Source organism: Vogesella sp. AC12, assembly GCF_024437575.1.
GTDB lineage: Bacteria > Pseudomonadota > Gammaproteobacteria > Burkholderiales > Chromobacteriaceae > Vogesella > Vogesella indigofera.
This window is the reverse complement of record NZ_JANFNU010000001.1, coordinates 535569-556247: the sequence shown is the minus strand read 5'-3', so window position 1 is coordinate 556247 and position 20679 is coordinate 535569. Positions and strand designations below refer to the sequence as shown.

Annotated in this window: 22 protein-coding genes; 11 read left to right on the top strand and 11 right to left on the bottom strand. The window is 63.9% G+C overall.

Features of this window, described 5'->3' with window-relative positions; genetic code table 11:
- Positions 1-71 precede the first annotated feature (71 nt).
- From folE to NOM55_RS02810, 3 genes are all read left to right on the top strand, one after another.
- Positions 72-794, top strand: coding sequence for a GTP cyclohydrolase I (gene folE / locus NOM55_RS02820; RefSeq protein ID WP_047965384.1), 723 nt, complete (start codon positions 72-74; stop codon positions 792-794).
- A gap of 10 nt (positions 795-804) precedes the next feature.
- Entirely contained in the window at positions 805-1233 is a 429-nt protein-coding gene (locus NOM55_RS02815; protein WP_047965385.1) for a BLUF domain-containing protein, read from the top strand.
- Between the two features lie 159 nt (positions 1234-1392).
- Complete coding sequence (locus NOM55_RS02810; protein WP_170152108.1) at positions 1393-1563, top strand: hypothetical protein; 171 nt, start codon at positions 1393-1395, stop codon at positions 1561-1563.
- 79 nt (positions 1564-1642) lie between these two features.
- Here NOM55_RS02810 and NOM55_RS02805 read toward each other — a convergent pair whose 3' ends face one another.
- The 3 genes from NOM55_RS02805 to pmbA form a co-directional block, all read right to left on the bottom strand.
- Entirely contained in the window at positions 1643-2137 is a 495-nt protein-coding gene (locus NOM55_RS02805; RefSeq protein WP_047965386.1) for a disulfide bond formation protein B, read from the bottom strand.
- Between the two features lie 57 nt (positions 2138-2194).
- Positions 2195-3337: a patatin-like phospholipase family protein gene (locus NOM55_RS02800; RefSeq protein WP_255907394.1), complete on the bottom strand. Its 1143-nt coding sequence runs from the start codon at positions 3335-3337 to the stop codon at positions 2195-2197.
- Between the two features lie 95 nt (positions 3338-3432).
- Positions 3433-4785, bottom strand: a complete 1353-nt coding sequence (gene pmbA / locus NOM55_RS02795) for a metalloprotease PmbA (RefSeq protein ID WP_255907393.1) — start codon at positions 4783-4785, stop codon at positions 3433-3435.
- A gap of 110 nt (positions 4786-4895) precedes the next feature.
- Between pmbA and yjgA the strand changes: the two genes are divergently transcribed.
- Genes yjgA through trpC form a run of 4 tightly spaced genes read left to right on the top strand, consistent with a single transcriptional unit; the run spans position 4896 to position 7800 of the window.
- Positions 4896-5453, top strand: coding sequence for a ribosome biogenesis factor YjgA (yjgA, locus tag NOM55_RS02790; RefSeq protein ID WP_047965388.1), 558 nt, complete (start codon positions 4896-4898; stop codon positions 5451-5453).
- Positions 5454-5455: 2 nt separating this feature from the next.
- On the top strand, positions 5456-6034 hold the full coding sequence (gene mog / locus NOM55_RS02785) for a molybdopterin adenylyltransferase (protein ID WP_255907392.1): 579 nt from the start codon (positions 5456-5458) through the stop codon (positions 6032-6034).
- On the top strand, positions 6031-6996 hold the full coding sequence (locus NOM55_RS02780) for a YheT family hydrolase (protein WP_255907391.1): 966 nt from the start codon (positions 6031-6033) through the stop codon (positions 6994-6996). The genes mog and NOM55_RS02780 overlap by 4 nt, the downstream gene beginning before the upstream one ends.
- 12 nt (positions 6997-7008) lie before the next feature.
- The gene (trpC, locus tag NOM55_RS02775; protein ID WP_255907390.1) at positions 7009-7800 is read left to right on the top strand and encodes an indole-3-glycerol phosphate synthase TrpC; all 792 of its coding nucleotides are present in this window, start codon (positions 7009-7011) and stop codon (positions 7798-7800) included.
- A 226-nt stretch (positions 7801-8026) separates the two neighbouring features.
- Here trpC and NOM55_RS02770 read toward each other — a convergent pair whose 3' ends face one another.
- On the bottom strand, positions 8027-9031 hold the full coding sequence (locus NOM55_RS02770; RefSeq protein WP_255907389.1) for a DNA-binding protein: 1005 nt from the start codon (positions 9029-9031) through the stop codon (positions 8027-8029).
- 382 nt (positions 9032-9413) lie between these two features.
- Between NOM55_RS02770 and NOM55_RS02765 the strand changes: the two genes are divergently transcribed.
- Positions 9414-10379, top strand: coding sequence for a site-specific integrase (locus tag NOM55_RS02765; protein ID WP_255907388.1), 966 nt, complete (start codon positions 9414-9416; stop codon positions 10377-10379).
- Between the two features lie 67 nt (positions 10380-10446).
- On the opposite strand, the gene NOM55_RS02760 is transcribed toward NOM55_RS02765, so the two are convergent.
- The 7 genes from NOM55_RS02760 to orn form a co-directional block, all read right to left on the bottom strand.
- The gene (locus tag NOM55_RS02760; protein WP_255907387.1) at positions 10447-11394 is read right to left on the bottom strand and encodes an ABC transporter permease; all 948 of its coding nucleotides are present in this window, start codon (positions 11392-11394) and stop codon (positions 10447-10449) included.
- Between the two features lie 12 nt (positions 11395-11406).
- Positions 11407-12504, bottom strand: a complete 1098-nt coding sequence (locus NOM55_RS02755; protein ID WP_047965394.1) for an ABC transporter permease — start codon at positions 12502-12504, stop codon at positions 11407-11409.
- A complete protein-coding gene (locus NOM55_RS02750; protein WP_255907386.1) occupies positions 12501-14024 on the bottom strand; it encodes an ABC transporter ATP-binding protein in 1524 nt (507 codons plus the stop codon). Before NOM55_RS02750 ends, NOM55_RS02755 begins: the two co-directional genes overlap by 4 nt.
- Positions 14025-14155: 131 nt before the next feature.
- Positions 14156-15154: a BMP family protein gene (locus NOM55_RS02745; protein ID WP_047965396.1), complete on the bottom strand. Its 999-nt coding sequence runs from the start codon at positions 15152-15154 to the stop codon at positions 14156-14158.
- A gap of 245 nt (positions 15155-15399) precedes the next feature.
- Complete coding sequence (locus NOM55_RS02740; protein WP_255907385.1) at positions 15400-15885, bottom strand: CinA family protein; 486 nt, start codon at positions 15883-15885, stop codon at positions 15400-15402.
- A complete protein-coding gene (gene pgi, locus NOM55_RS02735; RefSeq protein WP_255907574.1) occupies positions 15878-17527 on the bottom strand; it encodes a glucose-6-phosphate isomerase in 1650 nt (549 codons plus the stop codon). The genes NOM55_RS02740 and pgi overlap by 8 nt, the downstream gene beginning before the upstream one ends.
- Positions 17528-17561: 34 nt before the next feature.
- Positions 17562-18107, bottom strand: a complete 546-nt coding sequence (gene orn / locus NOM55_RS02730) for an oligoribonuclease (RefSeq protein WP_047965398.1) — start codon at positions 18105-18107, stop codon at positions 17562-17564.
- Between the two features lie 69 nt (positions 18108-18176).
- On the opposite strand from orn, the gene NOM55_RS02725 reads away from it, so the two are divergent.
- The 3 genes from NOM55_RS02725 to rsgA are packed head-to-tail and all read left to right on the top strand — an operon-like array spanning position 18177 to position 20607.
- Entirely contained in the window at positions 18177-19421 is a 1245-nt protein-coding gene (locus tag NOM55_RS02725; protein ID WP_255907384.1) for a M48 family metallopeptidase, read from the top strand.
- On the top strand, positions 19418-19744 hold the full coding sequence (locus tag NOM55_RS02720) for a 4a-hydroxytetrahydrobiopterin dehydratase (protein ID WP_047965400.1): 327 nt from the start codon (positions 19418-19420) through the stop codon (positions 19742-19744). Before NOM55_RS02725 ends, NOM55_RS02720 begins: the two co-directional genes overlap by 4 nt.
- Positions 19741-20607: a ribosome small subunit-dependent GTPase A gene (gene rsgA / locus NOM55_RS02715; protein ID WP_255907383.1), complete on the top strand. Its 867-nt coding sequence runs from the start codon at positions 19741-19743 to the stop codon at positions 20605-20607. The genes NOM55_RS02720 and rsgA overlap by 4 nt, the downstream gene beginning before the upstream one ends.
- The last annotated feature ends 72 nt before the right edge of the window (positions 20608-20679 follow it).

Sequence of the window (20679 nt, the reverse complement as noted above, 5' to 3'; positions counted from 1 at the left end):
CGCCTGCAGCGGCCACCCACCACTGGTGCGCACTATCCCGCGTGCCGCAGCCACGCCACAGGAGATCCTGCGTGAGTAACGACAGCCAAAAAAATGATGCCGTAACCCAGTACAAAGCGCCGGCATCGACCCGCATCCGCGAACGCATCCGCCAGTCGCGGCAGCGTTTTCACGCCAATGACAATATCGCCGCCTTCATCGAACCGGGCGAGATGGAAGAACTGTTGGACGAAGTGCAGGAAAAGATGAAAGCGGTGCTGGAAAGCCTGGTCATCGACACCGACAGCGATCACAACACCCAGGACACCGCGCGCCGCGTCGCCAAGATGTACCTCAACGAGGTGTTCAAGGGCCGCTATATCACCGAGCCGCCGGTCACCGAGTTTCCCAATGCCGAGCATCTCAACGAGCTGATGATCGTCGGCCCGATCACCGTGCGCAGCGCCTGCTCGCACCATTTCTGCCCGATTCTCGGCAAGCTGTGGATCGGCGTGATGCCGAACGAGCACTCCAACCTGATTGGCCTGTCCAAGTATGCGCGGCTGGCGGAATGGATCATGAGCCGCCCGCAGATCCAGGAGGAAGCCGTTATCCAGCTGGCCGATCTGCTACAAAACAAAATGAATCCGGATGGTCTCGCCATCGTGATGGAAGCCGACCACTTCTGCATGAACTGGCGCGGTGTGAAAGACATGGAATCGAAGATGATCAACAGCGTGATGCGCGGCTCGTTCCTGAAGAACCCGGACCTGCGCCGCGAATTCCTGGCGCTGCTGCCCAACAAGAAAGCCTGAGGAAACTGTCATGCTCGTTCGTCTGCTCTACGCCAGCCGCGCTGCCCAGCCCTACAGCGCGGAAGTGCTCGACAACATCCTGGCCCAGTCCCACAAGCACAACCCGGAGCGCGGCCTGACCGGCATCCTGTGCTACAGCGGCGACATCTTCATCCAGGTGCTGGAGGGCGGCCGCGCCGAGGTATCCTCGCTGTACAACAGCATCGTGCGCGATCCGCGCCACCAGAATGTCGAGCTGCTGCACTTCGAGGAAATCCGCGAGCGCCGCTTCGCCAACTGGACCATGGGCCAGGTCAATCTGGCCAAGGTTAATCCGTCGCTGCTGCTGCGCTTTTCCGAGAAGCCGCTGCTGGATCCGTTTAGCGTGCGCGGCTCGGCGTCGATGGCGCTGCTGGAGGAGCTGATCGCCACCGCCGCCATTGTCGGACGCTGCCACTGAGCGAGCAGGCCTGCCCATAGCGGCAGGCCTTTTTTATGCACACTGGCAACAGTGCAGTGCAGCACCAATTGCCAAAATTCTGTCAAACGTGTAATACAGTAGCAATGTGCAGCCGTTTTAATCGGTGGCACCGTCCAGTAGACAATTCGGAGAAATGCCATGGCACGCTTTCATCCCAGATCCGATTTCGTACAGGTCCGCGCCGAGATGCGCAGCAATGAACTGACTGGCAAGCCGATGCCGCGCACCAGCCCCAGCGACATCCGCAATGCCAACGCCCGGCGCGAGATCGAACGGCGCCGCCTGGAGCGCGAGTCGCGCGAACAATAGCCGGCAAAAAGGCGCCTGAATCGATCAGGCGCCTTGTTTTTTTGGATGTCGCCGAGGCGAAGCCGATCGTGAGCGGTTCTTAGCGGGTCTGGCGCCAGCCGTTGTACAGCGCCAGCAACAAGGTCAGCAGCAGGAAGGCGCCGACCCAGAACGGCATCGACTGGCCGAGGAAAGTCCAGTCGATCTGCGCGCACTCGCCGCTACCCTTGAACACCTTTTCCAGCACCTGGGTCATCGGCAGCGTTTCCAGCATGAAATCCAGCCCCGGCCCGCACGCCGGCACCTGCTCCGGCGGCAGGTGCTGCAGGTATACCTGCCACGCCGACACGCTGCCCCCCGCCACCGCCGCCACGGCGATCAGCAGCGACCACAGCTTTGCGGCCAACCTTTGCGGATTGAAGATGGCAGCCAGCAGCGCCAGGCTGCCGACGGCTATCACGCCGATGCGCTGAAAAATGCACAGAGGGCACGGTTCCAGCTCCAGCACATACTGCGCATACAGGGCATAGCCCATCGCGGCGGCACACATGACCGCAATCACGCCATACAGCTGGCGTCGCGTCAGAAAACTCATTGATGACCCCTTGGTAGTAACCATGCCGCCACGGCGGCGGCACGGGAGTGAATCGGACTAGCGTCCGGACAAAAAATTCATGATCTCGTTTTTTTTGGCAAACGCATCCTTGTAGCCCAGCTCGACCAGCTCCTTGCCGTACGCCGGGTGGAACAGCAAATAGCTGGCCAGCGCCGAGCCGCGCTGGCGCATGGCACCGGCACCGCGCAACAGGAAGCGCATCGTCGCCGGGAAGCCGTCGAAATGACGGTGGGCAATGCTATCCAGCGACACGCTTGGCGAAATATTGAACACCTCGACCCGTTTCAGCGCGGTGTTGTGATTGCGGGTGTACTCGTCCAGCAGCGACACGGTGTGGTTGACGCGCGCCAGCCGTTCCATGTCTGCCGACAGGCTGTCCATGAAGATGCTGTCCAGCAGATGGCCGAAGATCTGCGCCAGGCTGGGCGCGGCCGCTTGCTGCTCATGCCGCCGTTCGGCGTGCCGCTCCTGGTGATTGACCAGATTGATCACGAACAGTCGTTCCGCACCGAGGTGCAGCGCCGGCGACAGCGGCGCCATCTGGCGGATGGCACCATCGCAATAGTGGCGGCCGTCCACGCGCGCGGAAGGGAAAATCAGCGGAATCGCCGAGGTCGCCATAAGGTGCTCGATGCTGAGGCGCTCACGTTGGCCGCAACGCTGGTGGCGATGCCACGGCTCGAACTGCTCGCTACCCTCGAAAAAGCTCACCGACTGGCCGGTGGTGTAGCAGGACGCGGTCAGCGCCAGTGCGCGCAGCGCGCCGCTCTGGATGGCGGTTTCGACGCCTTCCAGTTGCACCGTGCGCGTCAGGTAGTGGTATAGCGGGCGGTTGTCGAGAAAGCTCGGCGGCGTGTGCACCAGCTTGCCGCCGGTCAGCAGCGAACCGCCCCACTGCAGGAAGGCCTTGATGAAGTATGGCGCGTCAACGCGATAGACATCCTCCACCCGCACCGATTGCCACATCTTCACCAGATGCGCGGTGGTGCGACGGAAATGCTGTGCGCCGGCGGCGAGGCCGACGGCATTGATGGCACCGGCAGAGGTGCCGCTGATCACCTGGAACGGGCTGGCCGCATGGCGCGGCAGCATGCGTGCCACCGCCATCAGCACCCCGACCTGATAGGCTGCCCGCGCGCCACCGCCGGCCAGCACCAGACCCACGACAGGTTTTGTCATGTCCTGCCCCCTTGTCGAAACACGCCCGCAACCGGGCGCCGGAACGGGTGCCGCGCCGGGCGCGGCACCATTGGATTGCGCTTGTTAGCTCGCGCTTAGGCCTCGCCGGCCACCATCATCGAAGACAGCAACACCGAACCCATATGACGGCTGCCGCGGCGATCGATATCGTCACCGATGGCATCGATCTGCTTCAGCATGTCGCGCAGGTTGCCGGCAATGGTCAGCTCCTCCACCGGGTAGGCGATGACGCCGTTCTCGACCCAGAAACCGCTGGCGCCGCGCGAATAGTCGCCGGTCACCATATTGATGCCCTGCCCCATTAGCTCGGTAACCAGCAGGCCGCTACCCATGCGCTGCAACACCGCATCCAGGCCGCCGGCCAGCGTCGGCCGCACCGTCAGGTTGTGCGGGCCGCCGGCATGGCCGGTGCTTTGCATGCCCAGCTTGCGCGCCGAGTAACTGCCGAGGAAGTAGCCCTGCAGCACGCCGTTGTCTACCAGCCGGCGCTGGCGGGTGGCGACGCCCTCGTCGTCGCAGCAGCCACTGGCCAGGCCACGCAGCACGAACGGGTCTTCGTCGATGGTGATGATGTCGGCGCAGACCTCGGTGCCGAGCGAATCGAGCAAAAAGCTGGATTTGCGGTACAGGCTGCCGCCGCTGACCGCCTGCACCAGGTGGCCGAGCAGCGAGCCGGCAATCGGCGCCTCGAATACCACCGGGTACTGCCCGGTCTTGATGCGGCGACCGTCGAGACGGCGCACGGTGCGCTCGCCGGCGATGCGGCCAACGTTGGCCGCAGACAGCAGGTCATCGGCGCAGCGCGCGGCGCTGTACCAGTAGTCGCGCTGCATTGCGTCGGCACTCTCGGCGATCACCGCCGCCGACAGGCTGTGGCGCGAGGTGGTCTGACTGCCGATGAAACCGTGGCTGTTGGCGTAGCAGTGGCGGGTGGCGTGGGTGGACACGGTGCCGCCTTCGGAATTGCGGATGCGGGCGTCCACCGCGCGCGCGGCAGCCTCGCACTCGCGCGCCAGCTCGATCGCGGTTTCCACCGGCAGGTCCCACGGGTGGTAGAGGTCCAGATCGCGATCCTGCTCCGCCTTCAGCAGCAGCGCCGGATCGGCCAGCCCGGCGCAATCGTCGGCGGCGGTATAGCGGGCAATGTTCAGCGCGGCATTAACGGTGTCCTGCAAGGCGACGTCGGAAAAGTCGGAGGTGCTGGCGTGGCCCTTCTTCTGGCCCAGATACAGCGTGATCGAGACGCCCTTGTCGCGGTTGTACTCGATGGTCTCCACTTCCGCCAGCCGCACCGACACGCTGTGGCCGCAGCCTTCGGAAATGTCGGCTTCCGCGGCGGTGGCACCGCCGGCGCGCGCCAGCTCCAGTATCCGGCTGGCGATGGACTCCAGCTCGGGCGAGCTGTAGGAAAAAATCTGTTCTGACATAGCAGCCTTCTTCATCTGTCAACGATAGCACCACGGAATGGCACGGTGATCGGCCGTGGCTTGTGCTTTTCCGGTATCATACCAGCTTGAAACCGTAACCAAGCCTTACCATGCCTGAATACCATAATGATGGCGCTGATGCGCTACCTGCCAGCAAATCGCAACGCAAACGCGACATGGATGCGCTGCAGGACATCGGCCGCGCACTGACCGAACTGCCAGCCGCCAAACTGAAGAAAATGAATCTGGACGACGGCCTGCTGGTCGCGCTGCTCGATTTCCAGAAAATTACCGCCAACGGCGCCAAGCGCCGCCAGCTGCAGTACATCGGCAAGCTGATGCGCGATATCGATCCGGAGCCGATCGAACAGCAACTGGCCGCGCTGCGTGGCGACTCCAGCGCCCACACCCGCTGGCTGCACCTGCTGGAGCGCTGGCGCGAACGGCTGGTGGAAGACGACAGCCACGTGCAGCAGCTGATCAACGACTTCCCGCAGCTGGACGTGCAGCAGCTGCGCACCATGGTGCGCAATGCCCGCAAGGAGCGCGAGGAAAGCAAGCCGCCGAAGGCCAACCGCCAGTTGTTCCAGCTGCTGAAAGAGCTGATTCCGGAACAGGGCAAGCCGGCCAATAGCGGCGACGAGCAAGACGACACGCAGGACGAGTGAACATGAGCATCAAGATCGGTCTGGTTTCCATCTCTGATCGTGCCAGCCAAGGCATTTATGAAGACAAGGGCATTCCGGCGCTGCTGGACTGGCTGAGTCTGGCCATCGCCACGCCGTTCAGCACCGAAACCCGGCTGATCGCCGACGAGCAGGCGCTGATCGAAGCCACGCTGCGTGAACTGGTTGATGACGTCGGCTGCCACCTGGTGCTCACCACCGGCGGTACCGGCCCGGCACCACGCGATGTCACGCCGGAAGCCACGCTGGCAGTCGCCGATCGGGTGATGCCCGGCTTTGGCGAGCAGATGCGTCAGATCAGCCTCAAGTTCGTGCCGACCGCGATCCTGTCGCGACAGGTGGGCGTGATCCGCAAGCAGAGCCTGATCCTGAACCTGCCCGGCCAGCCGAAGGCAATCCGCGAGACGCTTGAAGGCCTGCGCGACGGCGAACAGGTGGTGGTGCCCGGCATCTTTGCCGCGGTGCCCTATTGCCTGGACCTGATCGGTGCGCCATGGCTGGAAACCCGCGACGCGGTGGTCAAGGCCTTCCGTCCGAAATCCGCGGTCAAACCCGGCGCATGAGTTATTGCCCGCCACGCTGGCTGCTCGGCAGTCACCTGCAAACCATCTGGCCGGCCCTGTTTCTCAAATCGCAACCACCGACCTATCGCCGCGAGGTATGGCCAACGCCGGATGGCGGCGAGATCGCTGTCGACTATGTCGATGGTGATGCCGGCGCCCCGCTGGTGGTGCTGTTCCACGGCCTGGAAGGCAGCAGTTACAGTCACTACGCCAGCGCGCTGATGCACGCAGTCAAGGCGCGCGGCTGGCGTGGCGTGGTGCCGCACTTCCGCGGCTGCGGTGGTCAGCCCAACCTGTTGCGGCGCGCCTACCATGCCGGTGACGCCGCCGAGATCGACTGGATCCTGCAGCGGCTGGCAGTCGGCAATACGGTGCTGTTTGTCGCCGGCGTATCGCTGGGTGGCAACATGCTGCTGCGTTACCTCGGCGAGCACGGCGCCCGCGCACTGCCACAGGCGGCGGCGGCGATCTCGGCGCCGCTGGATCTGGCGGCGGCCAGCACCTGTCTCGATCGCGGTTTCGGGCGCCATGTCTACACCCGCATGTTCCTCAATACGCTGAAGCCGAAATCGCTGGCGCAGCTGGCACAGCATCCGGACCTGTTCGATGGCGTGGCGGTGCGCAACAGCAAGACCTTTGTCGAGTTCGACAATCTGGTCACCGCGCCGCTGCACGGCTATCGCGACGTACAGGACTACTGGCGCCGCGCCAGCAGCAAGCCGCTGCTGAAGGACATCGTGCGGCCAACCCTGGTACTGAATGCGCGCAACGATCCGTTTCTGCCGGTGTCGGCACTGCCCGGCAACGGCGAAGTCAGTCCGGCGGTGACGCTGGAGCAGCCGGAACACGGCGGCCACGTCGGCTTTGTCAGTGGCCGCTTCCCCGGTCACCTGCAATGGCTGCCGCAACGGTTGCTGACTTTTTTCGATCTTCACCTGCCGGGCAGTACCGGCACCGACTGAAAGACAATCCGCATGTCCGACATTCTCAACAAAATCTGCGCCACCAAATTCGAGGAAGTGGCCGCCCGCTCGGCGCAACAGTCGCTGACCAGCGTGCGCGCCGCCGCCGAGGCCAAGCGCGGCGATCACCGCGATTTCGTGGCCGCTATCCGCAGCAAGCACCAGCAGCAGCTGGCGGCAGTGATTGCCGAAGTGAAAAAAGCCAGTCCCAGCAAGGGCATCATTCGTGCCGATTTCGATCCGGCCGCGATCGCCCGCAGCTACGAGGCTGCCGGTGCCGCCTGCCTGTCGGTGCTGACCGACGCGCCCTACTTCCAGGGGCACGAGGACTACCTGATCGCCGCCCGCGCCGCCTGCAGCCTGCCGGTGCTGCGCAAGGATTTCATGGTCGATCCGTACCAGATCTACGAAGCGCGCGCCATCGGCGCCGACTGCATCCTGCTGATCGCGGCGGCGCTGAGCCTGTCGCAGATGCAGGATTTCGAGGCGCTGGCCCATGAGCTGGGCATGGCGGTGCTGGTGGAAGTGCACGACGCGGCGGAGCTGGAAGCGGCGCTGCAACTGCGCACGCCGCTGGTCGGCGTCAACAACCGCAACCTGCGCACCTTCGAGGTCAATCTCGACACCACGCTGCAATTGCTGCCGATGATCGGTAATGACCGCATCGCCGTCACCGAGAGTGGCATCGTCACCCGTGACGACGTGCAGCGCATGCGCGACCACGAGGTGCACACCTTCCTGGTCGGCGAGGCCTTCATGCGCGAAAGCGACCCCGGCGCCGCGTTGCAGCAGCTGTTCGCCTGAAGCGCAGCACGACACCAAAAACCGGCTCCACGAGAGCCGGTTTTTTTATGGCGTGTTGCCCGGAGTCGGTGGCTGTGCCGATGGATGCCGCCCCCGAGTCCTGGCGGTGGCTCCTGTCCACGCAAACCATGGCGAGAAGCGGGCGCGCTGCCGGTCGGTTCTTTCTGGCGTTGCCGACATTACTTTCGACGCATGCCGTGACTTGCGGCCAACGTTGGCCGCAGACTCATGAGTTGCCGGATGGCGCGGCGGCCTCGTCCGTGCCTGCCTCTGCCCCGCCATCGGTCTCCGTTGCAGGGGCTGGCTCCTCGCCCGCCGTAACCGCCGGTGCCGCACTGGCTTGCTGCAATAGCTGCCACACCTCTTCGCGACTGCTGACCGCCTGCTCCAGGCGTTCGTTCAGCACAGCCAGCAAGCGCTCTTGCTCCACCACCCTTGCCTGCAACCCTGCCATGATCTGTGCCTGCCGTGCCTGTTCCTGCTCCTGCTGTCGCAGGGCGCGACTGGCGGCCAGCAACTCGGCGCCGGTGCGGGCGCTGTCCTGATACAGCCGCGTCAGCTCGTCCTGCTTGACGATCAACGTCTGGCCAAGGGTACGCAGCTCGGCTTGCAATTGTTGCACCTGCTGTTCGTGGCGGCGCTGCTCCTGATCGCGCTGCTCCTTCACCGACTGGCGGTAGTGCTCCAGCGCTTCGCGCGCGTGTTGGTGCTTTTCCTCCAGTGACGCGCGGTGCGCCTGGTTTTCTGCCAGCCGTTCCTGCAGGCCGATGATCTGCTGTTGCTGCTGGCCGTCTCGCAGTTGCGCCGCCTGCAGTGCTTCGCGGGCGGCGGCGTGCTGCTGCTGTTCGGCTGCCAGGGTCTGGCTCAGCTGCTGCAGCTGCTGCTGGCTGTTCTGTGCTTCCAAGGTGATCTGTGCCAGCTGCTCGCGACATTGCGCCAGCTGCGCGGCCGATTCCGCCGCCATTGCGGCAATGCGCTCATCGGCCTCTTCGTGCAGCTGGGCGGCCAGCCGGCCGACCAGCTCCTGAATCGCCTCGCTGACGGCGATCTTCGCGCCGCTGCCGGCGCCCTCTTCCTCTTCCAGCTCTTTCAGGTAGCGATGAATGGTGGTCTTTGAGCCGGTGTTGCCAAGCTCGGCGCGGATGGCGTCAATCGACGGATTGCGTCCCTGTGCCAGCAGATTGTCCCGTGCCCGCAGGACTTCCGATTTGTAGATTCCGCTTCTGGCCATGTTGTGCTCCGCTGAAATTTGATACGTATTACGTACTATGATAATACATACCAATTAACAAATTAATACTTTCAACTTTGTAAAAATAAAAAGCGTGATAATCACGAATTATCACGCCTTGAAGTTGCTGTGCTGCCAGAGTCAGCCGAATGGCGTACGTTTCACTACCGGACCACCTGTACAGCCAAAATTGCCTCAAAAAAATGCACCACGCGTCCGGCGGCAAAGCTGGTCATCCATCGGGTCATTACCACCTGCGGCCAACCCTTGCGCAGCCACAGCCGGCAGCGCTGCTATAATTCGCAGCCGGCCCCGGTTGCCGCGTCAACCGCACTTGCACCCAAGCAGCAACAGCCTGTCATTTCCCGAGCCCGTCGTTACCATGGAAAAAATCGCCCACTATCTCGCCGCCGCCACCCGCGACAACACGCGGCGCAGCTATGCGGCTGCCATTCGTCATTTCGAGGTGGAATGGGGTGGTTTTCTGCCGGCCACCGCCGATAGCATGGCGCGCTATCTGGTGGACCATGCCGAGACGCTATCTGTGAGCACGCTGAAGCAAAGGTTGGCCGCACTGGCGCAGTGGCACCAGCAACAGGGCTTTCCCGACCCGACCAAGGCGCCGGTAGTACGCCAAGTGCTGAAGGGCATTCGCGCGCTGCATCCGGCACAGCAGAAACAGGCGCTGCCGCTGCAAATCCGGCAGCTGGAACAGCTGGTTGCCTGGCTGGATGCCGGCATCGAACAGGCGGCGCTGCAGCAGGATCACGCAGCCAGCCTGCGCTACCGCCGCGACAAGGCCTTGCTGCTGCTCGGTTTCTGGCGTGGGTTTCGTGGAGACGAATTGCTGCGGCTGCAGATTGAAAACATCGAGCTTGTCGCCGGCGAAGGGATGAACTGCTTCCTCGCACAATCGAAGAGCGACCGCCAGTTGCAGGGGCGCGTGTTCCGGGTGCCGCAGCTATCGCGGCTATGCCCAGTCAGCGCCTACGGCGAGTGGCTGGCCGACAGCGGGCTGCGCGAGGGTGCGGTGTTTCGCGGCATCAGCCGCTGGGGCATGATCGGTGAGGACGGCCTGCACATCAACAGCCTGATCCCGTTGCTGCGCCGCCTGTTTGCCGCCGCCGGACTGGCGGAGGCGACACGCTTCAGCGGCCACTCCTTCCGCCGCGGCTTTGCCAACTGGGCCAGTGCCAGCGGCTGGGATCTCAAGACACTAATGGCCTACGTCGGCTGGAAGGATATCCAGTCGGCGATGCGCTATATCGACGCCGCCGATCCGTTTGCACGGCAACGCATCGAAAACAGCCTGCCGTCACCGCTGACTTTGCCACCACAAGCAGACTGAGCCGGCGCGCAGGTAAGAAAAAAGCGGACACCTCGGTGTCCGCTTTTTGCTGTGGCTGCCGTGTTGCTCAGCGCGATTTCACGAACGGCACGCCGATCGCCTTCGGTGCCACCGCCTTGCCCATGAAGCCGGCCAGCAGTACCACGGTCAACACGTACGGAATCGCCTGGATAAAGGCGTCCGGGATGCTGCCGATCAGCGGCAGCGCCGAGCCTTGCAGCCGGATCTGGATCGCGTCGGTAAAGGCGAACAGCAGGCAGCCGGAGACCGCCGCCCACGGGCGCCACTTGCCGAAGATCAGCGCCGCCAGCGCAAGATAGCCCTTGCCGGCAGTCATATCCTGGATGAAGGCACCGGTCTGCGCCAGCACCAGATAGGCACCGGCCACGCCGCACAGGGCGCCGCTGATGCTCTGCGCCAGATAGCGCACCAGCTTGACGTTGATGCCGGCGGCGTCGGCGGCGTGCGGGTTTTCACCCACCGCGCGCAGGCGCAGGCCGAAGCGGCTCTTGTACACCACCCAGCTCACCACCACGATCACCAGCACGGCCAGATAGACCAGGATGTTGTGGCCGAACAGCGCCTTCAATGGCGCCGAGGCGGCAATGGCATCGGCAAACGGCAGCTCGATGCTGCGAAAGCGCGCCGCGTCGTCCAGCGTCGGGGTGCGGCCGCCCTGCTGGAACCAGGCCAGCGCCAGCACCGGGGTGAGGCCGGACACCATCATGTTGAGCGCGACACCGGAAATCAGCTGGTTGCCGTTATAGCCGATCGACACGATGCCGTGCAGCAAGGCCACCATCACACCGGCGGCCATGCCGGCGGCAAGACCGGCCCACGGCGACTGCATCATGTAGGCAACGCAGGCAGCGGCAAACGCGGCGGCCAGCATCTTGCCTTCCAGCGCCAGATCGACGATACCGGAGCGCTCGGAAAACAGGCCGGCCAGCGCCGCCAGCACCAGCGGGGTGGCGACGCGGATGGTGGCGTCCAGCACACTGAAAAAGCTATCCATGTCAGTGTCTCCTTATCGTTTCGTCATCTGTTTGAACGCCAGCGCCAGCGGGGTCTGGAACAGGTTTTCCAGCGCGCCGCAGAACAGGATGATCAGACCTTGGGTCAGGATGATCATCTCGTGGGTGATCGCTGGTTTCTCGAAGGACAGGTCCAAGCCGCCCTGGGTCAGCGCGCCGAACAGCAGTGCCGACAGCAGGATGCCGAACGGGTGGTTGCGCCCCATCAGCGCCACCGCGATGCCGACAAAACCGATGCCGTTGGTGAACGCCAGGTTCATGCGGTGGGTGGAGCCGAGCAGCTCGTTGACCGCGGCGAGGCCGGCCAGCGCGCCGGAGAAGCACATCGCCACGATGATCACCTTGGACACTGGCATGCCGGCATAGCGCGCCGCTTTCTCGTTGAGGCCGACGGTGCGCAGCGCATAGCCCCAGCGGCTGCGCCACACCATCAGGTAGAACACCACCAGCGAAATCAGCGCCAGGAAGAAGGTCGCGTTCAGCGGCGTCTGCGGCAGCTCGATGCCAAGGTTGGCCGCAAGCTCGTGCAGCATCGGGATCCACGCCGATTCGGCGAACAGCCGCGTCGCCGGTGTCTGCGAACCGGGCATGATCAGCTTGTCGACCAGCAGCCAGGTCATCAGCGCGCTGGCGATGAAGTTGAACATGATGGTGGTGACCACGATGTGGCTGCCACGCTTGGCCTGCAGGTAGCCGGGGATGAACGCCCACGCCGCGCCAAACACCATCGACGCCAGCAGCGCCAGCGGGATCACCACCCAGCCGGGCAGGAAATCCAGCCCCAGGCAGACCAGCGTCACGCCGAGGCCGGCGAGATACATCTGCCCCTCGCCGCCGATGTTGAACAGGCCGGCGTGGAACGCCGCCGCCACCGCCAGGCCGGTAAAGATGAAGCTGGTGGTGTAGAACAGCGTATAGCCGATGCCTTCCGGATAGCCGAAGGCGCCGTTGATCATCAATTGCAGACACTCGACCGGATCTTCGCCGATCAGCGTGATCACCAGCCCGGACACCAACAGTGCCGCGAACAGGTTGAGTACCGGCATCAGCCACAAGGTGGCCCAGCGCGGCAGGTTACTTGGCTGGCTCATTTATGCCCCCCCATCAACAGGCCCAGTTCGGTGGCCGTGGCTTGCGCCGCCGGCAGCTCGCCACTGACGCGACCGGCGTTCATCACGATGATGCGGTCGCTCAGCGCCAGAATCTCGTCCAGCTCCACCGAAACCAGCAGCAACGCCTTGCCGGCATTGCGCAGGGCCATGAGTCGTTTGTGTATGAATTCGATGGCGCCGATGTCGACGCCCCGTGTCGGCTGGCCGATCAGCATCAGCTGCGGATCGCTGTCGATCTCGCGCGCCAGGATCACCTTCTGCTGGTTGCCGCCGGAGAACAGGCCACTGCGGCGAAAGGCGTTGGCCGGGCGCACGTCGAACTCGCTGATGAAACGGCGGCAGCGCTCGATGATGGCCTTGCGGTTGAACAACAGTCCGCGCTGGATCGCCGGCTGGTCGTGATAGCCGAGAATTGCATTTTCAAAGGTGGAAAAATCCTTGACCAACCCTTCGCGCGAACGGTCTTCCGGCACATGGGCGATGCCGAGGCGACGATACGCGGCCGCCTTCGGCTCGCGCGTTGGCAGCGTGGTCAGCTCGGTGCCGTTGTAGCGCACCGAGCCGGCGCTGGCCTCGCGCATGCCGGACAGGATTTCCAGTAGCTCGGACTGGCCGTTGCCGGAAACGCCGGCAATACCGACGATCTCGCCCTCGCGCAGCTCGAAGCTGACGTCGTCCAGCAGCTTGACGCCACGCGCGTCGGTCAGCGACAGATTGCTCACCTGCAGCACCGTCTTGCCCGGCGTGGCCGGCGTCTTGTCCAGCTGCAGGTTGACCTTGCGGCCAACCATCAGGTCGGCGAGGTCTTCCTTGCCCACTTCGGCGGTGACGACATTACCGACGATCTCGCCGGCACGCATCACGGTGACGGCGTCGGTGATGTCCAGCACTTCGCGCAGCTTGTGGGTGATCAGCAGCACCGTCTTGCCCTGCGCCTTGAGCAGGCCGAGGATGCGGAACAGGTCGTCCGCTTCCTGCGGCGTCAGCACCGCGGTCGGTTCGTCGAGAATCAGCACGTCGGCGCCGCGGTACAGCGCCTTGAGGATTTCCACGCGCTGCTGCTCGCCCACGCCCAGCTCGCCGACGATGGCGTCCGGATCGACCTGCAGGCCGTAGTCGCGGTTCAGCGTGGCCAGGTGCGCGCGGGCGGCCAGCAGGCTTTGCTTCAGCGCCAGCCCCTGCTCGGCGCCGAGCACGATGTTTTCCAGCACAGTAAAGGTGTCCACCAGCATGAAGTGCTGATGCACCATGCCGATGCCGCGGGCGATGGCGTCGTGGCTGTTACGGATACGCACTTCCTGTCCGTTCAGGCGGATGCTGCCGGAGTCGGCCTGGTAGTAGCCGTACAGGATGCTCATCAGCGTCGACTTGCCGGCCCCGTTTTCGCCGATGATGCCGTGGATGCTGCCCTTGGCGACGGCGAAGGAGATGTTCTTGTTGGCGTGGACTTCGCCAAAATACTTGTTGACGCCAGTCAGCTCGATAGCGAGTTCGGCCATATTGATTCAGCTCTCGATCAACACTCATCCCGGCATGGCCTGCAAAACGGCAGCACACGAAAGAGCGCGGCAAGCAGGAAACCTGCTTGCCGCGCGGGTCGTCCGGGATTCAGACGATTAATAACGAATGGTTACTGTACCGGGCAGCTGTTGCCAGCACGGTAGTCGACCACCTTGATCTTGCCAGCCACGATGTCTTTCTTGGCCTGGGTGATCTTGGCTTCCATGTCCTTGGAGATCAGCTTGCGGTTGTTGGCATCCACCGCCCAATCCACGCCGCCTTCCTTCAGGCCCATGGTCACCAGACCCGGCTTCCAGCTGTTGTTCTTGCCGGACATCATGATGTCGTAAACGGCATTGTCAACGCGCTTCAGCATCGAGGTCAGCACGAAGCCCGGGAACAGGTGGTTCTGGTTGGAATCCACACCGATACCCAGCTTGTTCTTGTCCTTGGCCGCCTGCAGCACGCCCATGCCGGTGCCGCCGGCTGCGTGGAAGACCACGTCGACGCCACGGTCAAACTGGCTGCGTGCCAGCTCGCCGCCGCGTGCTGGATCGTTGAACGCCTGCGGCGTGGTGCCGGTCATGTTGGAGACCACTTCCACCTTTTTGTTGGCCGCCTTGGCGCCCTGGGTGTAGCCGCAACCGAAGGCACGGATCAGCGGTACGTCCATACCGCCGATGAAGCCGACCTTCTTCGACTTGGAGGCCATGCTGGCCGCCATGCCGACGAGGTAGGAGCCTTCCTGTTCCTTGAACACGATCGACTGCACGTTGGCGCCCTTGGCCACGTCGTCCACGATGGTGAACTTCACTTTCGGGAACTCGGCGGCAACGGTCTGCACCGCCTGGGTAAAGGAGAAACCCACGGCCACGATCAGGTCGACATTGCGACGCGCCAGGTTGCGCAGCACCTGTTCTTTTTGCGCTTCGTTGGCGATCTGGGCTTCGCGGTAGGCGATGCCGGTGGCCTTCTTGAAGCGTTCGGCGCCGGTGTAGGCTGCTTCGTTGAAGCTCTTGTCAAACTTGCCGGCCTGGTCGTAAACCACGGCCGGTACAAATGCCCAGCTTGCGGATGCCGTCATCAGCATGACAGCAGCGGCAATACCCCGTTTTTTGGAAATTTGCATGAGATGTTTCCCTCAATGTGCGTGTAGTTACAACGAACGGGCCATGGTAACCATAATTGGTTCGGCATGTGCGCGCCATTCGTTGTGCATGTCGGCGAGCGGAGGCGCCGGTGTCGGCCGGCCGCTGCCCGATTTGCGACAGGGGCGTGATTATAAGCACAGTCACAAAAAGTTATTAGCAAAAAAACGGCCACCGCGGGCAGATTACGCGCAATGCGTAAAACGGCGCGGCCGGCACGCCACATTCACAACGCCAATTGCGCGCAAAGTGTAGACAGCGCGCTGCACACCGACTGCTGGCGGATGGCGGCGCGATCGCCGGCAAAGTGTTGCGTGTACGTCAGTGGCTGCGGCAACGCCAGCCCGGCCAGTGCAAAACAGACGGTACCGACCGGCTTGTCGGCGCTGCCGCCGTTGGGGCCGGCAATGCCGCTGACCGCCAGTGCCCAGTGGCAATCGGCCAGCCGTAGTGCACCGCTGGCCATCGCCGCCGCTACCGGCTCGCTGACCGCGCCGTGCTGCAGCAACAGCTGCGGCGGCACCCCCAGCAGGCGCTGCTTGGCGTCATTGCTGTAGCTGACGATGGCCATGTCGAACCAGCCGGAACTGCCGGCGATGGCGGTAATCGCCTGCGCGATGCCGCCGCCGGTGCAGGACTCGGCGGCGGTCACCTTTTCGTCGCGCGCCAGCAACAGCTCGCCAAGACGGGCCGCCAGCTGTAATTCATCCATGAAAGCGCTCCTGGAAATGTCGCATCAGTCCGCTGGTGGAGGCGTCATGGGGGGCGGAGGCCTTGCCGTCCATCTCCGCCAGCAGCTGTGCCGCCAACTGTTTGCCGTACTCCACGCCCCACTGGTCGAAGGAGTTGACCCCCCAGATCACGCCCTGCACGAACACCTTGTGCTCGTACAGCGCCAGCAGCATGCCTAGTGTATAGGGGGTGAGCTGGTCCAGCGCCAGGGTGTTGGACGGCTGGTTGCCGGGAAACAGCTTCTGCGGCAGCAGCATGTCCAGTTCGTCGCCCGGCAGGTGGGCCAGCTCGCGCAGCACCTCGGCCTCGCTCTTGCCGCGCATCAGTGCCTCGGTCTGCGCCAGACAGTTGGCAACCAGCACCCGATGCTGGTCGCCCTGCGGGTAGTGCGAATTCAGCGGCAGGATGAAGTCGCAAGGCACCAGGCGCGTGCCCTGATGCAACAGCTGGAAGAAGGCATGCTGGCTGTTGACGCCCTCCTCGCCCCAGATTACCGGGCCGGTGTCGAAATCCAGCCGCTCGCCGCAACGACCGACGCGCTTGCCGTTGGATTCCATGTCCAGCTGCTGCAGATGCGCCGGCAGGCGGCGCAGACCGTGGTCGTAGGGCATGATGGCGTGGGTATGCGCACCATAGAAGGTGTTGTACCAGATGCCGAGCAGCGCCAGCAGCACCGGCATGTTGCGCGCGAAAGGCGCGCTGAAGAAGTGTTCGTCCATCGCCGCGCCGCCGGCCAGAAACTGGCGGAACTGCTCCGGCCCGATCGCCAGCATCACCGGCAGCCCGATCGCCGACCACACCGAGTAGCGACCGCCGACCCAGTCCCAGAAGCCGAACATGTTGGCCGCATCGATGCCGAACGCCTGCACCGCCGGACGGTTGGTCGAAATCGCCACGAAGTGCCGCGCCACCGCCGCGTCGCCACCGGCCGCCACCAGCCAGCGGCGGGCGGCATGGGCGTTGAGCAGCGTTTCCGGGGTGGTGAACGATTTGGAGGCGATGATGAACAGCGTGGTCGCCGGCTGGCACTGTTCCAGCGTTTGCGCCAGGTGCTGGCCGTCGACATTGGACACGAAGTGGACGTTCAGCCCCGCCTGGCAGTACGGGCGCAGTGCCTCGTGCACCATCAACGGGCCAAGATCGGAGCCGCCGATACCGATGTTGACCACGTCGCGGATAGCCTGGCCGTCATGGCCGCGCCAGACGCCGCCGCGCACCTGCTCGGCAAAGCGGCTGCACGCCGCCAGCACCTGCTGCACCTCATCCACCACGTTGACGCCGTCCAGCAGCACGCTGTTGCCGGCAGGCTGGCGCAGCGCGGTGTGCAGCACCGCACGGCCCTCGCTGACATTGATGCGCTCGCCGTCGCGCATCCACTGCAGCCACTGCTTGAGGTTGGCCGCATCGGCCAACTCCAGCAGCAGCTCGACGGTGCGATCGGTGATGCGGTTCTTGGAGTAGTCCAGCAGCAGGCCGTCCAGCTCCAGCGAATAGCGGTGAAAGCGCTGCGCATCCTGCTCGAACAGCTCGCGCATGTGCACGTGGCGGGTGGCGCGCTGGTGCTGGTGCAGGCGCGCCCACACCGGTGTGCTGTTGATCGCGGCATGGCGCTGCTGCGCCATCTGTTCGAGGAAACTGCTCATTCCGGCCATCGCCTTACACTTTGAGGAAGTGTTCGCGGTAATAGCGCAGTTCCTCGATCGATTCGAGGATGTCCGCCAGCGCTTCGTGCTTGCCCTTCTTCACCACGCCCTTGGCGATGTCCGGGCGCCAGCGCTTGCACAGCTCTTTCAGCGTCGACACGTCGAGGTTGCGATAATGGAAGTAGCGCTCCAGCTCCGGCATCCAGCGTGCCATGAAGCGGCGATCCTGACCGATGGAGTTGCCGCACATCGGCGACACGCCCTTGGCGATGTGTTCCTGCAGGAAGGCCAGCAGCTGCTGCTCGGCCTCGGCCTCGCTCAGCGTCGACGCCTTGACGCGGGCGGTGAGCCCGGTCTTGCCGTGAGTATTGGTGTTCCACTCGTCCATTGCGGCCAACGTTTCGTCGCTCTGGTGCACGACCAGCACCGGCGATTCGGCGACCACGTTCAGCTGGCTGTCGGTGACCACCATCGCGATTTCGATGATGCGGTCGGTGTCTGGTTCCAGCCCGGTCATTTCCATGTCCAGCCAGATGAGATGCTTGGGATCTTGCGGCATAATGCTCGTCTCTAACGAAGATGCAGGCATTTTCCTTTAATAACCGCCCTTGGGCAAACCCGGCTCGCCATGAATCTATTCACCTGGTCTTTCCTGCTCGCCGTGCTGCTGTCGCTGGCGCTGCGGCTCTACCTGTCGCAACGCCAGATCCGCCATGTGCAGCAGCATGCGGCCGAGGTGCCGGCCGCCTTCCGTGACCGCATCACGTTGCAGCAGCACCAGCTGGCCGCCGACTATTGCGTGGCGCGGCAACGCCCCGGGCAGTGGCAGGCGGTCGCCGACAGCGCGCTGCTGCTGGCGCTGACACTGGGCGGCGGCCTGCAGTGGTTGTGGCAGCTGCTGGCCGAGCGCGGTCTGGGTGGTGTGTGGCAGGGCGTGGCGCTGATCGGCGTGCTGGCGCTGCTCAGCAGCGTGCTCAGCCTGCCGTTCAGCCTGTATCGCACCTTTGTTACCGAGAAACGCTTCGGCTTCAACCGCACCAGCTGGCCGCTCTATGTCGCAGACATGGCCAAGGGCGGTGCACTGGCCGCCATCGTCGGTGCGCCGCTGGTTACGCTGATCCTGTGGCTGCTGCACGCCGCCGGCGACTGGGCGTGGCTGTGGGTGTGGTGCAGCTGGACGCTGTTCAGCCTGGCGATGCTGTGGGCGTACCCGACACTGATCGCGCCGCGTTTCAACCGTTTTACGCCGCTGGCCGATCCGGCGCTGCGCCAGCGCATCGACGACCTGCTGGCGCGCACCGGCTTTCACAGTGACGGCGTGTTCGTGATGGACGGCTCGCGTCGCTCCAGCCACGGCAACGCCTACTTCACCGGTTTTGGCAAAACCAAGCGCATCGTGTTCTTCGACACCCTGCTCACCCAGCTGGACGAGGGTGAGGTGGAGGCGGTGCTGGCGCACGAACTGGGCCACTTCAAGCACGGCCACATCCGTCAGCGCATCGCCACCACCTTCTTGCTGTCCTTCCTCAGCCTCTACCTGCTCGGCTGGCTGCTGACGCTGCCGGCGTTCTACAGCGGCCTGGGCGTTGCCGATACCGCGCCGGCGCTGGGGCTGGTGCTGTTCATGCTGGCGGCGCCGGCGTACACCTTCCCGCTGACGCCGCTGTTCAGCCAGCTGTCGCGGCGTCACGAATACCAGGCTGACGACTTCGCCGCCCGCCACAGCAGCGCCAGCGAACTGATCAGCGCGCTGGTCAAGCTGTACCGTGACAATGCCAGCACACTGACGCCAGACCCGCTACACTCGCGCTTTTACGATTCCCATCCACCGGCGAGCCTGCGCATCGCCCACCTGGAAAGGCAAGCACAATGAATCTGCAACACATGCACTGCGAGGCCCAGCACGGCCTGCACTCCCTCAGCGAACAGACCCGCGCCGAGCTGCTGGCCCACCTCGACGGCTGGGCGGTAGAGGGCATCGAACTGGTCAAGACCTTCCGCTTCGACGACTACTACCGCACCATGGCCTTCGTCAACGCGCTGGCCTTCATCGCCCACCAGCAGGATCACCATCCCGACCTGTCGGTACACTACAACCGCACCGTGGTCCGCTTCAGCACCCACGACGCCGGCGGCCTGACCCTCAACGATTTCATCTGTGCCGCCAAGACCGAAGCACTGGCGGCCGGCAAATGAAGCAGCAAGGTCAGATCATCCGCAGTTACGGCCGCCGCTTCATCGTCGAGTGCGACGGCCAGCAATACGATTGCACCACCCGCGGCAAGCGCGTCGATTACGCCTGTGGCGATCACGTCGAACTGTCGATCATCAACGGCGAACAGGCGGTGATCGAAAAGGCCTGCGAACGCAAGAGCCTGCTCTACCGCCAGGACGACTGGCGCACCAAGCTGATTGCGGCCAACGTCACGCGCATCGTGTTCGTCACCGCCGCGGTGCCCTCGCCCAACGAAGAGCTGCTCAACCGCTGCCTGCTGGCCGCCGAGGCCGCCGACATCGAGCCGATCATCCTCGTCAACAAGTGCGACCTGCCGGAAACCGCCGACTGGCTGGCCAAGCTGCAGCCGTACCGCGAACTGGGTTACACCCTGGTCACCGTCAGCGCCCTGCACGACATCAACGAGCTGCTGCCGCTGGTCAAGGGCCAAACCTCGGTTTTTGTCGGACAGTCCGGCATGGGCAAGTCGACACTAACCAATGCACTACTCCCCGCCGCCGAGGCGCGCGTCGGTGATATTTCCATCGCGCTGGATGCCGGCCGCCACACCACCACCCATGCCGCGCTCTACCATCTGGACGAAGACAGCCACCTCATCGATTCGCCCGGCCTGCAGGAATTCGGCCTCAGCCACCTAGCAGCCACCGAGCTTGCCGGCCTGTTTCCGGAAATGCGCCCCTATATCGGCCACTGCCGCTTCCACAACTGCACCCACCGCGCCGAGCCAAACTGCGCGATCAAGGGCGCCTGTGATGAAGGCCGCATACGCCCGGCCCGACTGGCTTTGCTGCAGAAACTGACGAATCAGCTAGTTAATGCCTAACGAATAAAATTTTCGCGTAACAAGCCGTTTACATTTCCTGGTGATGACCCTAATCTGTCATGAAATGACAAC

Coding starts and splice junctions, on each gene's coding strand:
- NOM55_RS02815 (WP_047965385.1), top strand. CDS start 805: ATGCTCGTTCGTCTGCTCTACGCCAGCCGCGCTGCCCAGCCCTACAGC.
- NOM55_RS02810 (WP_170152108.1), top strand. CDS start 1,393: ATGGCACGCTTTCATCCCAGATCCGATTTCGTACAGGTCCGCGCCGAG.
- NOM55_RS02805 (WP_047965386.1), bottom strand. CDS start 2,137: ATGAGTTTTCTGACGCGACGCCAGCTGTATGGCGTGATTGCGGTCATG.
- NOM55_RS02800 (WP_255907394.1), bottom strand. CDS start 3,337: ATGACAAAACCTGTCGTGGGTCTGGTGCTGGCCGGCGGTGGCGCGCGG.
- pmbA (WP_255907393.1), bottom strand. CDS start 4,785: ATGTCAGAACAGATTTTTTCCTACAGCTCGCCCGAGCTGGAGTCCATC.
- yjgA (WP_047965388.1), top strand. CDS start 4,896: ATGCCTGAATACCATAATGATGGCGCTGATGCGCTACCTGCCAGCAAA.
- mog (WP_255907392.1), top strand. CDS start 5,456: ATGAGCATCAAGATCGGTCTGGTTTCCATCTCTGATCGTGCCAGCCAA.
- NOM55_RS02780 (WP_255907391.1), top strand. CDS start 6,031: ATGAGTTATTGCCCGCCACGCTGGCTGCTCGGCAGTCACCTGCAAACC.
- trpC (WP_255907390.1), top strand. CDS start 7,009: ATGTCCGACATTCTCAACAAAATCTGCGCCACCAAATTCGAGGAAGTG.
- NOM55_RS02770 (WP_255907389.1), bottom strand. CDS start 9,031: ATGGCCAGAAGCGGAATCTACAAATCGGAAGTCCTGCGGGCACGGGAC.
- NOM55_RS02765 (WP_255907388.1), top strand. CDS start 9,414: ATGGAAAAAATCGCCCACTATCTCGCCGCCGCCACCCGCGACAACACG.
- NOM55_RS02760 (WP_255907387.1), bottom strand. CDS start 11,394: ATGGATAGCTTTTTCAGTGTGCTGGACGCCACCATCCGCGTCGCCACC.
- NOM55_RS02755 (WP_047965394.1), bottom strand. CDS start 12,504: ATGAGCCAGCCAAGTAACCTGCCGCGCTGGGCCACCTTGTGGCTGATG.
- NOM55_RS02750 (WP_255907386.1), bottom strand. CDS start 14,024: ATGGCCGAACTCGCTATCGAGCTGACTGGCGTCAACAAGTATTTTGGC.
- NOM55_RS02745 (WP_047965396.1), bottom strand. CDS start 15,154: ATGCAAATTTCCAAAAAACGGGGTATTGCCGCTGCTGTCATGCTGATG.
- NOM55_RS02740 (WP_255907385.1), bottom strand. CDS start 15,885: ATGGATGAATTACAGCTGGCGGCCCGTCTTGGCGAGCTGTTGCTGGCG.
- pgi (WP_255907574.1), bottom strand. CDS start 17,527: ATGGCGCAGCAGCGCCATGCCGCGATCAACAGCACACCGGTGTGGGCG.
- orn (WP_047965398.1), bottom strand. CDS start 18,107: ATGCCGCAAGATCCCAAGCATCTCATCTGGCTGGACATGGAAATGACC.
- NOM55_RS02725 (WP_255907384.1), top strand. CDS start 18,177: ATGAATCTATTCACCTGGTCTTTCCTGCTCGCCGTGCTGCTGTCGCTG.
- NOM55_RS02720 (WP_047965400.1), top strand. CDS start 19,418: ATGAATCTGCAACACATGCACTGCGAGGCCCAGCACGGCCTGCACTCC.
- rsgA (WP_255907383.1), top strand. CDS start 19,741: ATGAAGCAGCAAGGTCAGATCATCCGCAGTTACGGCCGCCGCTTCATC.